Origin of the sequence: Streptomyces sp. SID5469 (assembly GCF_009862865.1) — a bacterium.
In the GTDB taxonomy this organism is placed as follows: domain Bacteria; phylum Actinomycetota; class Actinomycetes; order Streptomycetales; family Streptomycetaceae; genus Streptomyces; species Streptomyces avermitilis.
In genome coordinates, this window is record NZ_WWIN01000001.1 from 3,091,534 (window position 1) to 3,104,704 (window position 13,171).

At 69.0% G+C, this 13,171-nt stretch carries 9 protein-coding genes; 3 read left to right on the forward strand and 6 right to left on the reverse strand.

Features of this window, described 5'->3' with window-relative positions:
• Nucleotides 1-89 precede the first annotated feature (89 nt).
• Both GTY58_RS13245 and eccD read right to left on the reverse strand, forming a co-directional pair.
• Entirely contained in the window at nt 90-1,592 is a 1,503-nt protein-coding gene (locus GTY58_RS13245; RefSeq protein WP_010983962.1) for a PQQ-binding-like beta-propeller repeat protein, read from the reverse strand.
• A gap of 154 nt (nt 1,593-1,746) precedes the next feature.
• Nucleotides 1,747-3,255 (reverse strand): type VII secretion integral membrane protein EccD, encoded by a 1,509-nt coding sequence (eccD, locus tag GTY58_RS13250; protein WP_010983963.1) that lies wholly within the window; start codon nt 3,253-3,255, stop codon nt 1,747-1,749.
• A 334-nt stretch (nt 3,256-3,589) separates the two neighbouring features.
• On the opposite strand from eccD, the gene eccCa reads away from it, so the two are divergent.
• The 3 genes from eccCa to GTY58_RS13270 all read left to right on the forward strand — a co-directional run bounded on the left by eccCa (nt 3,590) and on the right by GTY58_RS13270 (nt 9,449).
• The gene (gene eccCa / locus GTY58_RS13255; protein ID WP_010983964.1) at nt 3,590-7,561 is read left to right on the forward strand and encodes a type VII secretion protein EccCa; all 3,972 of its coding nucleotides are present in this window, start codon (nt 3,590-3,592) and stop codon (nt 7,559-7,561) included.
• A 146-nt stretch (nt 7,562-7,707) separates the two neighbouring features.
• On the forward strand, nt 7,708-8,028 hold the full coding sequence (locus GTY58_RS13265) for a DUF397 domain-containing protein (RefSeq protein WP_010983965.1): 321 nt from the start codon (nt 7,708-7,710) through the stop codon (nt 8,026-8,028).
• Between the two features lie 131 nt (nt 8,029-8,159).
• Nucleotides 8,160-9,449: a hypothetical protein gene (locus tag GTY58_RS13270; RefSeq protein WP_010983966.1), complete on the forward strand. Its 1,290-nt coding sequence runs from the start codon at nt 8,160-8,162 to the stop codon at nt 9,447-9,449.
• Between the two features lie 34 nt (nt 9,450-9,483).
• Here the strand turns inward: GTY58_RS13270 and GTY58_RS13275 are convergent, their stop codons facing one another.
• The 4 genes from GTY58_RS13275 to GTY58_RS13290 form a co-directional block, all read right to left on the reverse strand.
• Nucleotides 9,484-10,572, reverse strand: a complete 1,089-nt coding sequence (locus tag GTY58_RS13275; RefSeq protein WP_010983967.1) for a hypothetical protein — start codon at nt 10,570-10,572, stop codon at nt 9,484-9,486.
• Nucleotides 10,573-11,015: 443 nt separating this feature from the next.
• On the reverse strand, nt 11,016-11,315 hold the full coding sequence (locus GTY58_RS13280; RefSeq protein WP_010983968.1) for a WXG100 family type VII secretion target: 300 nt from the start codon (nt 11,313-11,315) through the stop codon (nt 11,016-11,018).
• A gap of 80 nt (nt 11,316-11,395) precedes the next feature.
• Nucleotides 11,396-11,746, reverse strand: a complete 351-nt coding sequence (locus GTY58_RS13285) for a WXG100 family type VII secretion target (protein WP_010983969.1) — start codon at nt 11,744-11,746, stop codon at nt 11,396-11,398.
• Between the two features lie 119 nt (nt 11,747-11,865).
• Nucleotides 11,866-13,092, reverse strand: a complete 1,227-nt coding sequence (locus GTY58_RS13290) for a S8 family serine peptidase (protein ID WP_282957454.1) — start codon at nt 13,090-13,092, stop codon at nt 11,866-11,868.
• Between the last annotated feature and the right edge of the window lie 79 nt (nt 13,093-13,171).

Below are 13,171 nucleotides of genomic sequence, written 5' to 3' on the forward strand. Positions count from 1 at the left end.
AGCCCACGCCGCACGGCGGGGGACCCGCCACGGAGTGCCCGGAGCGGGACAAAGGGGCGGCACGCGCGCGTTGCCGCCCCGGCTCTTGCTCAGTGGCTGACCCCGGCGCTCCCCACTCCGATCGCTGCCAGCACCGGGTCCTTGGGGTGCTTGTCGTCGGCGGTCAGTTCCCGCTTCGCGAAGAAGACCCTGTCCTTCTCGACGATGATGTCCGACTGTTCCGGGTCGCTCAGCTCGGACTCCTCGTCCTCCGGGAGGTGGAAGAGGAGGAACGGTGACTCCTTGTCGGTACGGGGGTTCCAGCGCACCACGGCCGCCGGTCCGACGCTGCCGAAGGTCCGCCGGTAGATCAGAAGCTCGTCGCCGCTCATGCGCAACGGAAGAACCGACTGGAAGGAGCGTCCGTCGAACTTCCCCGCCGTCTTGCCCGTTCTGACATCGAACGCCACGATCCAGTTCGCCGGCTGAGCGGCGTCGAAGCCCTCCTTGGTGGCGACGTACATCTGCTTGCGCCCCACGACCATCTTGTCGCAGTTCTCCATCACACCGAAGTACGGCGCCGCGAAGTAGCGCTGCCCGCACCCGGGGTCGTAGCGATTGCCCGCCAGAGAGACCGTGGCGAGGTGTTTGCCCTTGTCGTCCAGCGTGATCAAGTCGGTCACCGTGATGTCCCCGGCCGCGACGGCGAGGACCGGCGGATCGGACGAGGGCATGTACACGGCCTGGATGCCGCCGGCGACCTTGTACGTCCAGTCGGCCCTGCCCGTGCGGGGGTCGAGCTTCTGCACCTCGTACTTGGTGTCGGGCGCCTCCCCGCAGCTGACCAGGGCGAGCAGGGCGCGACCGCCGGCGAAGCCCTCGTCCTCGCAGTTGGAAACAGCGGTGCTGTCCCAGAGCTGCTTGCCGTTCTTCATGTCGTAAGCCACCGAGCCATGCCTCCAGGCCACGGCGACGACGCCTCGCGTGAGAGTCAGGTTCGTGTTCGTCACGTAGGCCTGGTTCGCCGAGGGCATCTTCGCCTGCCAGAGCTTTTTGCCGGTGTCCAGATCGAAGAACACCACCTCGTTGCAGACGCCCGCGGTCTTGGAGCCCTCGGGCTTGCTGGGCTGAACGACGACCGCCGTACGACCGTCGGCTGTGACATGTCTGCTGGTGGCGCAGATGTGGCCGCCGAGCTCGAGGGTCCAGGCCGCCTTCTCGCTCTGGGACTGGATCTTGTAGCCCACGACCTTGCGGGCAATACCCTTGGCGAAGATCTTGCCCGTGGCCCAAGTGCCGGGCGCGTAGCGCGGGTCGGTGGTGTTCTTGGCCAGGCCGTCCTCGCTGTGTTCGATCACCAGCCGGCCCTCGGGTGTGCTGGGGATCTTCTCGACCGTCTCCCTGATCTCATCAGGGCGCTGCGAGGCGGCGGCCGCCTTGCCATCGGCCGGTGCGTCGTCGCCCGCGGACAACAGGAGCCAGCCGCCCACGCACAGCACGGCGACGACGAGTGCGGCCACGGCGCCCACCACCTTCATGCGGCCGCGGCTGCGGGCCTGGTCCGCCGCCAGTGCGGATTGGGTGTAGACGGACGGTGGTGGGCCGAAGCTCACGTTGGGAGGCCTTTCTGACAGTGGTCGTGTCTCGACGGTGATCACGGCTCGGTCCGCGCCGGGGCTCGGCCGGTCGGCGTGGTCCGGGCCGAGCCCGAGGTCATGGGGTGTGGGGTATCAGCGCGGGCAGCGCGTGCCGAGCAGGGCCGGTCCCCTAGCTGGTCATGGCCCGCGCCTGCGCGTACACGTCGAAGACAGCCAGAGCCAGCGGGATCAGCGTCAGCAGGACGAAACTCTCGGCGATCTCCAAGAAGCGTCCCCAGAAGGGGGTCACGCCGCGCTTCGGAGTGACCAGGCCGATCGCGGTGACCAGGACGGTGGCCGCGGCGACCGCCGCGGCGAGCCAGACGCTGCGGATGTCGAGGGCGGTGGTGTCTCCCTGGAGAGCACCGCGCCAGTACCCCTGCGGCGGGTTCAGGGCGAGCCCGAGGCCAAGGAGGACGAGAGCCGCGAGGCCGGCGGCCAAAGTGGCGCCGACCTGCGCGGTGTAGCGGAACAGATGGGCACGCATCAGCATCGCCACGCCTGTCGCGAGGGCGAGGAGTTGTGCCCACGCGTTGCTGGAGAAGCCGAGGACGACCGACGCGCCTACGGAGACCAGCGCACAGCCGCCGACCAGACCGACGAGAAGTTCGTGACCGCGGCGGGCCTGGGCCGCGACGCGCTCGGCGTCGACGGGCTCCTGGGGGGCGGGCTCGCCCGGGTCGTAGCCGCCGCGGGACGGGTTGGGCGGTTCGAAGCCGATGGGCAGCCGGGCGAAGCGCATGGACAGGCCCGGCAGGAAGGCGAGTGCGCAGACCGAGAGCGGGGCGCAGACGGCAGCCGTCTCCATGGGTTTCAGATCCGTGAGAATCGCGATGAAGGTGGTGAGCAGGCCGATCGTGGCCGCGAAGACGAACGCCACGAAGGGCCCGTCGCCCCTCGGCGACACCAAGGTGAGCACCACGGACGCGACCAGGACCGCCGTGCAGGCGAGCAGGAACTGGAGCCGTCCGATCCCCTGCCCGTCGGAGAGCGGCAGCAGCCCGGAGCCCGCCACCGCGACGTTCGGCAGGGCGCCGAGCCCCAGAGCGACGGCCGAGCCCCGGTCGTCGTACACGCGGGCGCGGACGCACGCGAGGGTGACCAGGAGGATGCCGGCGACGGCGGCCAGGACACCCTGAAGGCTGTGCATGTCGTGGCGGATCTGGGAACTCCAGACCACGAAGGCGAGCAGTGCGGGCAGGATGCCGCCCGCGACGAGACCGGCCGTGCGCGTCAGTTCGCCGCTCCACAGGCTGCGGTCGCGGGTGACGGCGGAGGCGACGGCTTCGGAGACGTCGTCGAAGACGGCCGGCGGAAGCGACTCGGAGAACGGGCGCAGCGTGAGCAGTTCACCGTCCAGGATGCGCTGGGCCGCGAACGAGCGGGCGCTGTCGAGGACGGACCCGTCGCGGCGTACGAGGGAGTAGCCGACGGGGGCGCCCTCGGCCGGACTCTGCTGGGACAGTCGCAGGATTTCCGGGTACAGGTCGGCGACCGGTACGTCATCGGGCAACGCCACATCGATCCGGCTGTCGGGCGCCACGATGGTGACCCGGCAGAAGCCGAGTCCTGCGCCCGCCCCGGCAGGGGCCGTGGTGCCCGCTCCGCCGGTCGCGCCGGTCGGCACGGAGGCCGTCATGCTCACCTGCTGTTCCCCCTCGATCAGTGGTGCGCACAGCTCTGCGGGCGACCGCGGACGTCCGCCCGTGGAGATCCTGTGCACGTTGCGCCGCGACCCCGCGGGGTCGGCCCCTTGTGCCGTCGTGCCGGTCACTTCGAGGTGAGCGGCTGTCCCGAACCACGCCCAATGCCCGTTTTTCCTGGGCCGATCCGCGGCTGCTCACGCGTACCACCGGCACCCTACCGCCCACCGTTGTCAGCGGTCGTCAGTAGGATCGCAAACAGCGATCGGCGTCCGCCCGACACGGGGCGGCGGACGGAACAACTCGGTCCGGCAAGGGAATTGGTGCGAAGTGAGCCACATCGTGGTCAAGCGTCCGCCTCGGGCGCTGCCGTCCGAAGTGCCCACGGAAGAGGTCGTACTACAGCCTCCGCCGGAGCTTCCGCGCGGGCAGCAGGAGGGCGCTCTGATGCAGCTCCTGCCGATGCTCGGCATGGGCGGCTCCGTGGTGTTCTTCTTCAATCCGCAGGCGCAGCCCTTCATGAAGATCATGGGCATGGTGATGGTGGCCTCCACCATCGCCATGGGCATCTCGATGCTCATCCGCTACCGCCGCGGCAGCCAGGGACAGATGGCGGACATGCGCCGCGACTATCTCCGTTACCTGTCACGGACCCGGCGTGCCGCCGCGGACGCCGCGAAGGCACAGCGCGACGCGCAGTACTACTTGCACCCTTCGCCCGAGCAACTGTGGGCACTGGTCGCCGAGGGCAGTCGAGTATGGGAACGACGCACCAGCGACGAGGACTTCGCGCAGGTGCGCGTGGGTCTCGGACCGCAGGCGCTGGCGACCCCCCTAGTGCCGCCGGAGACCGCCCCGGTCGACGAGCTGGAGCCGCTGACAGCGAGCGCGATGCAGCGTTTCCTGGCCACGTACAGCGTCCTCGAGGAACTGCCGATGGCGGTGTCGCTGCGCGCCTTCTACCACGTCACGGTCAGCGGCGAGCCGACGACCGTACGGGGCACGGCCCGCGCCCTTGCCGCCTCGCTTGCGTCCCTGCACTCCCCCGAGGACCTGGTCATCGCGGTCGCGGCCGCCCGTGAGTCGCTGCCCGAGTGGGAGTGGGCCAAGTGGCTGCCGCACACCCAGGCACCGGGCCTCGCGGACGGAGCGGGCAGCCGGCGTCTGATCGCCGGCGACCCGATGCAGTTGGAGGAACTGCTCGCCGCCCGCCTGGAGGGCCGCCCGCGGTTCCACCCGGCGGGCGCCCCGGTCCCCGAGCAGCCGCACCTGGTCGTCGTACTCGACGGTCTCTCCCTGCCTCCCACATCGATACTGGCCAGCCCCGAGGGCCTGCAAGGGGTGACGGTCCTGGAGGTCGTGCCCGGCAACCTCACCGCCGGTCGCGGCGACCTCTCCGTCGTCGTACACCCGCAGCTGCTGCGCCTGGAGTCGGCGCAGGGTTCGGTCTACGACGGCACGCCGGACGTGCTCTCGTACGAGGCCGCGGAGGCGCTCGCCCGGCAGCTGGCGCCGCTGCGCGTGGCGACGGGTGGGGACGACGACGAACCGCTCCTCGCCAACCTGGAGTTCACGGATCTGCTGAACCTGGGCGACGCCGCGTCCGTCGACACCAAGCGAACGTGGCGGCCGCGCTCGCAGTCCGAGCGGCTGCGCGTACCGATCGGTCTCGGCGAGGACGGCCGGCCCGTCATGCTCGACCTCAAGGAGGCGGCGCAGGAGGGCATGGGCCCGCACGGCCTGTGCGTCGGTGCGACGGGTTCCGGCAAGTCGGAGCTGCTGCGCACGCTGGTGCTCGGCCTCGCGGTCACCCACTCCTCGGAGACGCTGAACTTCGTCCTCGCGGACTTCAAGGGTGGTGCCACGTTCGCGGGGATGGCCCAGATGCCCCATGTGGCGGCCGTGATCACGAACCTGGCGGACGACCTCACCCTCGTCGACCGCATGGGCGACTCGATCCGAGGTGAGCTCAACCGCCGCCAGGAGATGCTGCGCGACGCGGGCAACTACGCGAACATCCACGACTACGAGAAGGCGCGCGCGGCCGGTGCCCCGTTGCAGCCGATTCCGTCACTCGTCCTGGTGATCGACGAGTTCTCCGAACTGCTCACGGCCAAGCCGGACTTCATCGAGATGTTCGTGCAGATCGGCCGTATCGGGCGTTCGCTGGGGGTGCATCTGCTGCTCGCTTCGCAGCGCCTGGAGGAGGGCCGCCTTCGGGGCCTGGAGACCTACCTCTCGTACCGCATCGGTCTGCGGACGTTCTCGGCGGCCGAGTCGCGTGCGGCGCTCGGTGTCCCCGACGCGTACGAGCTGCCGAACGTTCCGGGTTCCGGTTTCCTGAAGTTCGGCACCGACGAAATGGTGCGCTTCAAGGCGGCGTACGTGTCCGGGGTGTACCGCTCCGGTTCCTCGCAGGCCGCGGCGCTCGGCGGGCCGCTTCCGGTGGACCGGCGCCCGGTGCTGTTCACGGCGGCCGAGGTGCCGGTGCAGTACCTGCCGGTGCCGCAGCAGCGCCGGCAGGCCCCGGACGAGAAGGACGACGCGCTCGCGGACACGGTGCTCGATGTCATCGTGCGCCGTCTGGAGGCGCAGGGGCCTGCGGCGCATCAGGTGTGGCTGCCCCCGCTGGACAGCCCGCCGGCGCTCGACTCGCTGCTTCCGGGCCTCGCCGCGGTGCAGGGTCGCGGCCTCACCCAGCCCGGATACGAGGGCGCGGGACGGCTCGTCGTCCCGGTCGGTATCGTCGACAAGCCGTACGAGCAACGGCGTGACCCGCTGTGGACCGACTTCAGCGGCGCCGCGGGCCACATGCAGATCCTGGGCGGCCCGCAGTCGGGCAAGTCCACCCTCGTGCGCTCGCTCATCACCTCGTTCGCGCTGACGCACACTCCGCACGAAGTGCAGTTCTACGGGCTCGACTTCGGCGGCGGCGGCATGGCCGCCCTGGCCGACCTGCCGCACGTCGGAGGGGTGGCCTCGCGCCTCGACCCCGAGAAGGTGCGGCGTACGGCGGCCGAGGTGTACGGCGTGATGACGCGCCGCGAGGAGTACTTCCGCACCACGGGCATCGCCTCGATCGCCGACTTCCGCGCCCGCCGCGCCCGGGGCGACATCTCGACGGCCGATCAGCCTTGGGGCGACGTGTTCCTGGTCATCGACGGCTGGGGCAACTTCCGTACGGACTACGAGGCGCTGGAGCCGGTCGTCCTGGACATCGCCGCGCGTGGCCTCGGTTACGGCATCCACCTCGTCCTCACGGCGTCGCGCTCCATGGAGGTGCGTTCGAACCTCAAGGACCACCTGATGAACCGCCTGGAGCTGCGGCTCGGCGACCCCATGGACTCGGAGTTCGACCGCAAGGTCGCCGCCAACGTGCCCACCGGTGTGCCGGGGCGCGGCCAGACCCCGCAGAAGCAGCACTTCATGGCGGCGGTGCCGCGCATCGACGGCCTGTCCTCGGACACGGATCTGGCCGAGGCCACGACCGCTCTCGCGACCGAGGTGACGCGGCACTGGACACAGCCCGGCGCGCCCAAGGTCCGGCTGCTGCCGACGGAGTTCCCGGCGAGTCAGCTGCCGCCCGGTGACAGGTTCCCGAAGCTCGGTGTCTCCTTCGCGCTGGACGAGAACAACCTCGAGCCGGTGTTCGTGGACTTCGAGCAGGACCCGTTCTTCCTCATCTTCGGAGAGAGCGAGTCCGGCAAGTCGAATCTCCTGCGGCTGCTCATCAAGCGCATCACCGAGCGCAACGACGGCAACAGCACCAAGCTGTTCGTGGTCGACAACCGCCGGTCCCTGCTGGACGCCACCCCGGCTACGCACCTGGCCGAGTACATCCCCATGTCGAACCAGATGCAGCACCACATGGACGCCCTGGCCGACCTCATGCAGCGCCGCACCCCGACCGCGGAGGTGACGGCCCAGCAGCTGCGCGACCGCAGCTGGTGGCGCGGCCCGACGGTGTACGTCGTCATCGACGACTACGACCTGGTGTCCACGTCGAGCGGCAATCCGCTGGCAGGCCTCACCGAAATGCTGCCGTTCGCGCGGGACGTGGGCGTGCGGTTCATCATCGCCCGCTCCACGGCCGGCGCGGGGCGGGCCGGCTACGAGACCTTCATGCAGCGCATCAAGGAACTCGGCGCGCAGGGCGTCGTCCTCTCCGGCGACCCGGGGGAGGGTGACCTGCTCGGCGGGGTGCGGCCGCGGCCCATGACGGCGGGGCGGGGCGTGTTCGTGTCACGTCGGCGCGGAAAGCCTTTGATTCAGGTGGGACTTGCGGAAACCGCGGAGTACTGAGGGCCGAGGAGTACGTGCGCAAACTGTCCGGCGCGCGGTGCCGGGCCCCCAGTAGGCTGATCCCTCGGTTGGTTCGCACCCTTCGTGGTTCGCGCCGTTCATCGTTCGCACAGTTCAGCAGGTACGTCGGAGAGGGGCCGCCCACCATGGCCGACACGCAGGAGAACACCGCCGCAGAGACGGTGGACGAGGACGTCAAGGCCCGCAAGGAGCGCGAGAAGAACGAGCTGTACGCGCTCGACATCTCCGGCGTCGAGTGGCACAGCGCACCGGGTACCGAGGAGCACGAGGAGCGCGTCGAGATCGCGTATCTGCCGGACGGGGCGGTGGCGATGCGGTCGTCGCTCGATCCGGAGACCGTGTTGCGGTACACGGAGGCGGAGTGGACGGCGTTCGTCCTGGGCGCGCGGGACGGGGAGTTCGACCTGGAGCCGACAGAGCACAACGGGGGGCTTGCGGCGGAGTAGGCGGAGTAGGCGGAGTAGCTCGCGGGAGGGGCCGGGGGGCTGGGGGCGCCCCGGCCGGGGCGGGGCAACCGTTCGAGCACGCCTCACCCCCGGCGTCAGCCCATGCACCGGCTCCTCGCTAGCCTGCCGGTATGCGCAACGGGGACGACGATCACATCGGACATGACGACGCCGGATCCGCTGCCGGCGGTGCCGGCAACGGGGCCGACCAGGGGGACGCCGCGCTGTCCGCGCCTCCCTCCCCCGTCGGCCGCCGCGCCTGGCTGCGAAGTCACCGGCTGCTCGTCTCCGCCATGGCGACGGCGGTCGTGGCTCTGGCGGTGGCCATCCCCCTGACCGTCTCCGACTCGGCCGACGCGGCGCCCTGTTGGAGCGTTCCCGCCAAGGCCCGCGCCCTGGCGGGTGATCCGGCCGCCGCCCGCAAGGCACTCGACCCGCTGGACGACGCGAGCAACCTGCAGCGGGCCCGTCGGCTGCTCACCCACGACCGCGTCTGCGGCGACGGGGCCAAGGTCCTCGGCCGTATCGTCACCGCCGCCACTTCGGCCACCACCTCCGGCAGCCCGCACACCATGGCCCAGGCCCGCTCCGCCTTCGCGGTCGCCTCGGCGCTCTCACACCGGGAAATCCCGCCCGGCCTGGCTCCGGCGGTGGCCCGCATGCTGGCGGAGTACGTGGTGGACGTGACGCGCGACGTCTCCGACGGCCATGACCGCGACGCGACCGGCCCCGCGGAATCCGCCGAAGGGGCCGCCCTGGACGACACCGGCTTCACGCCCTACGGCCGCTTCCTGGCCCCGCACGAGGCCCACACCAACTTCGGTCTCTACGAGGGTCTGGACAGCGCACACCATGTCTCCCTCGGCGTTGTCATCACCGAGCTGGCCAAGGACCCGGAAGCCTTCGCGATCCTCTACGACGCCGAACGCACCTACTTCGCACACTACTTGGAACGTCTGACCGACCGCGCGGGCGATCCGGCCGCCCGCCTCACCGCCAAAAGCAAGGCCGAGGACAAGAAGTTCGGCGAGGACTGGCACGCGTACGACACCGACTGGCCGGACAACGACCTGGAGGACATCACCGACGTCATCGCAGCCCTCATGCAGGCCCGCACGCGGTACGCGAAGAACGGCACGATCACGGACCTGGCCGCGTTCGACAAGTCGGTGCGCGCCCACACCGACGGCGCCTACCGCCCCGCGGCCGACCGCGTGACCACCCGCCCGCCGATGGGCGACATCGCGGAGCGGCCGCCGTCGGCGCGGGTACGCGGTGACTTGTTCGACGGGCGGCAGCAGTTGTTCACGGTGTACGACGCCTGGGTGCGCGATCGCGACATTCCGGCCGAACGAGCGGGCACACTACGGCAGTTGCTGGACGATCACTATGTACGGGGGTTGTGGCTGGGGCGCTTTTGAGCGTGTCGCGCGGTCGACGCCGCCCGGCATGATGTCAGAAGGAGAACTTCGGCTCGCCCACACACCCGTCGTGCCGCTCCATCTGGTCCGCGACGAACAGCCGCAGCAACCGCCGCTCGTCGGCCTCGCTCACGCCCTCGCTCAGACCGAGGTCGCGCACGCCGTCGGAGGAGTCCAGGGAGAAGTTGGCCGCCTCGCCGTCACAGCGCACCGTGGCCGTCATGGACGACCTCCCGCCGTGCGTGGAATCGCGGGTGACGAACCGATTGCTCCAGTCTCCGTACCAGGCGTACAGGCCGATCGACTCGCCGCCGGCCTCCGTCACCCCCGCCTCCTCCGGCACGTCCAGGTGGCAGGACGCGAGCGGTGCCGCCGCGCTGCCTTCCCCGGACACCCGCCAGTCCACCCCGTCGGGCAGGCCGGCTCCGGCAACCCAGGCACAGGGCGTCTTCTCCGCGTCGGCGAGAACCACCCCCCGGGGATCGTCGCTTCGCCCCGGATCGGCCAGAGCGGCCGCGGCCGCCGTCCTGGTCAACGTCAGCGGATCGGCGCCGCACCCCAGCCGCTTCGACGCCGTGTTGGTGAAGGAGACGGCGGCCCGGTACGCCGTACCGCCCGCACCGACGAGCGCGTCTTCGGCGAAGGAGACACGGGACACCAACCTCCGGGCCCGTCCCTCCGCGTCCTTGCCGAGGTCCGGGCAGGGCACTTGCAGTACAACGTCCCGGAAGCGGTCGACGAAACCGGGAAGGCCGCCCGGAAGCACGGTGTGCGTCGCGGAGCCGTACTCCGGGAAGGAGTCGAAGAACGCCAGGTCCTGGTCGTCACGCCGGGTGTAGGCCGACATGGCCAGCAGGTCCCAGTCGCGCGCGTGGTCGCCCTGCTTGGCGGTGAGCACGCAGGTGTACGTTCCCAGCTGCTCGATCTGCCGGCCCCGGGACTCCTTCAAGTGCGTGTCTTCCGGGATGAGTTGGTCGACCGTGTCCCGGGAGACGGCTCCGTCGCACACGTCCCGGGCGACGGCCCAGTCCTGGACGTAGGGCTCGGCTGTCCAGGCGCCGCCGGAGAGGACCACGGCGGCCGCGACGGACCAGGTGAGCAGGCGGCGGGTGCGGGGGTTCATTGAGAGTGGGGTTCCTGTCGTCTCAGCACACGGTCAGGACGACAACTGTGCTGTCGCTCATGACGAAATCAAGGTCTCCGTCGGCGGCCATCCGGACGTACTGGGGCACGGGGAGTGTGTCTCCCCATGCGCACTTTTGCCGCTGAACACCCGCATTGTCTTGATCTCCACGTCGGATGCGCATGCAAGAGAGTTGAGGGCCCAGACACCTCGCCCCTGCGGCAAGGCGGGCGGGCTCGGTGCGGTCACCCTCGGCGCCGCCGACGATGAAGTTGCGCTCGGGGACGGGCCCTTGCCCTGGGTGGTTCCAATGGCACAGCAAGAGGGTGGGCGTCTCCCGCGCACGCCCACCCTGCGTTGCTTGCTTGCCTTGCTTGCCTTGCTTGCCTTGCTTGCCTTGCTTGCCTTGCTTGCCTTGCTTGCCTTGCTGCTACGACCTCGTACTACAGGAAGTAGCTGGCGGCCTTCTTGTCGCCACCCATGTACGTACCACCGGCCGTACCGACGGCGTGACCGATGCCGGTCAGCGCGGTGTGGATGTCGTTGGCTTCCTTGTCCCACCTGGCGAGCTTGCTGTCGAACGCGTCCTGGGCCGCGCCGTCCCAGTACTGCTTGCACTGGGCCACGAGCTTCTTGAGCTCCTGGAGGTCCTGCTCGAGGGTCTTCGCCTCGTTACCGATACTCGTCGCCGCGAAGTCAAGTGCGTCATAAGTGACTTGCGTTCCGTCTGCGTTGGTCGCCATACCTGTCTACCTCGTCTCGCTCGGTCGTACCGATGACCCTTGATGCACTGCCACTGCCACTGCCATGCGCGCCGCAGTGCTCAGTAGTTGTTGAACGCGGATGCGGTGACCGTCGGAGCGCCGTCCTGAAGGTCGATCTTCTGCACGGCCGCGCGCACCTCGTCCTCGCTGCCGTCCGTGATCTTTCGCGTCTTGTTCACGCCTTCGATGACCTCGGTGAGGATGCCACCCAGGGCTCCCAGGGACTGGTTGATCTCGTACTGCTTCTTGTCGAAAGCGGCACGCCCGATTCCCTGCCACTGGCCCTCAAGTCCGTCGATGACACCCTGAAGCTTGTGCACCCGTGCCCTGATGGCCTCGAACTTGGTGTACATGTCCTGCTCCAGCTTGATTACTGGATCATTGTTGACCTTCATGCCATTGGTGGCCATAACCAGCCCGCCCTTCTTCTGTCTGTTTTCTCAGTCCGACCGTCTCGGCTCCCCGCCGTAACGGTGAGCGCAGTTCCCTGCCCTATACGAACGGTGCAGGGCACAACCGACCGACGACGTCACCTGGCACGTCGCGCCCGCATCACAGCTGCTCCGGCGCCGCCGATCACGATGACCGCGGCGGCTGCGCCCAGCGCAATCCACAGCGAATTACTGTCGTTCGACGACTCCGCACTTGATCCTGCCGCCGATGTCGCGCCACCTGAAGTGTCCTTCGGGGCTTGTGACGAGGCTGATGCGGAAGGGGAGGGAGCCGGCGAGACTTCCGTCACCAGCTCCTCTCCATCCGTCTTGTTCTCCTTGGCGAGCGGGTCGGAGTAGGCGGGGCCGGCGTTGTAGTGGGGGTTTGCCAGGACCTTGCGGGGGCGGACAAGCCCATAGCCCGCGTACTTACTCGGATTGCCCTTCGCCCAAGTACGGCCGGCCGTATCGATCAACGAACGGGTGACCTGATTGACCGTCCAGTCGGGGTGAGCAGACCAGATCAAGGCGGCGGAGGCTGAAGCGATTGCGGCAGCCGGGCTCGTACCGTTGCGATCGTCGCAGTACGAGCGGAAGTTGGCGTTACACCAGCCGGGGAAACCCTCGCCCGGTGCCACCAGGTCGACATAGTTTCCGCTTGAAGAAAACTTCGACACCGTCAAGGACTTATTGGCCGATGCAATGCCAACCACGTAGGGATAGGCGGCGGGATAGTCGATCAAGCCGCTCCCCCCGTCACTCGCATTGTTCCCGACTGCGGCGATCAATAGCTTGCCCTTTGACGCGGCGTATTTGACCGCCGCTTCATCCTCATCGGTGGTCATGCCGCCGAACGACATACTGATGATCTTTGCGTCGGTGTCGGCGGCCGCCCTGAGAGCCTCCCAGGCCTTGGGTGTCTTGTCTTTCTCCGCCCCGCTCTTGAGACCCTCAAGCTGAACGCGATAGGGGACGATCTTCGCACCCGGCGCCAAACCTTGCAGCCCACCGCCGGACCCCGTGCCTGCGATCAACTCAGCCATGCTCGTTCCATGGCCGACGTAGTCGTCCGTGGCGTGGTAGGCAACCGACTTGGGGACCTCACCGGCCAGGACTTGCCCTGTCAACGCGGACGTATCCGCGTTCACCCCTGTGTCGATAAGGGCAATCTTGACGCCTTTCCCCGTGCTGGCCTTCCACATCTGCTCGGCCTGCATCGATTCCAAGTACCACTGTTTCGACTGAGCGTCGTACGCGGCGGCACTCGGGGCGAACCCCATACTCACAACTGTCAGGGCGCCGACGACCGCGCCCACAGCTCGCACTCGCCTCGCGCAGCACGTCCTGAGGATCGCAGTCCGCTCATCTCGTCGACTGGTCCCTGACTTCATGGCTTTGTTATGT

Bases quoted from the DNA above. Each gene is read 5' to 3' on its own strand.
- eccD (WP_010983963.1), bottom strand. From the start codon at position 3,255: ATGACGGCCTCCGTGCCGACCGGCGCGACCGGCGGAGCGGGCACCACG.
- GTY58_RS13265 (WP_010983965.1), top strand. From the start codon at position 7,708: ATGGCCGACACGCAGGAGAACACCGCCGCAGAGACGGTGGACGAGGAC.
- GTY58_RS13270 (WP_010983966.1), top strand. From the start codon at position 8,160: ATGCGCAACGGGGACGACGATCACATCGGACATGACGACGCCGGATCC.
- GTY58_RS13275 (WP_010983967.1), bottom strand. From the start codon at position 10,572: ATGAACCCCCGCACCCGCCGCCTGCTCACCTGGTCCGTCGCGGCCGCC.
- GTY58_RS13280 (WP_010983968.1), bottom strand. From the start codon at position 11,315: ATGGCGACCAACGCAGACGGAACGCAAGTCACTTATGACGCACTTGAC.
- GTY58_RS13285 (WP_010983969.1), bottom strand. From the start codon at position 11,746: ATGGCCACCAATGGCATGAAGGTCAACAATGATCCAGTAATCAAGCTG.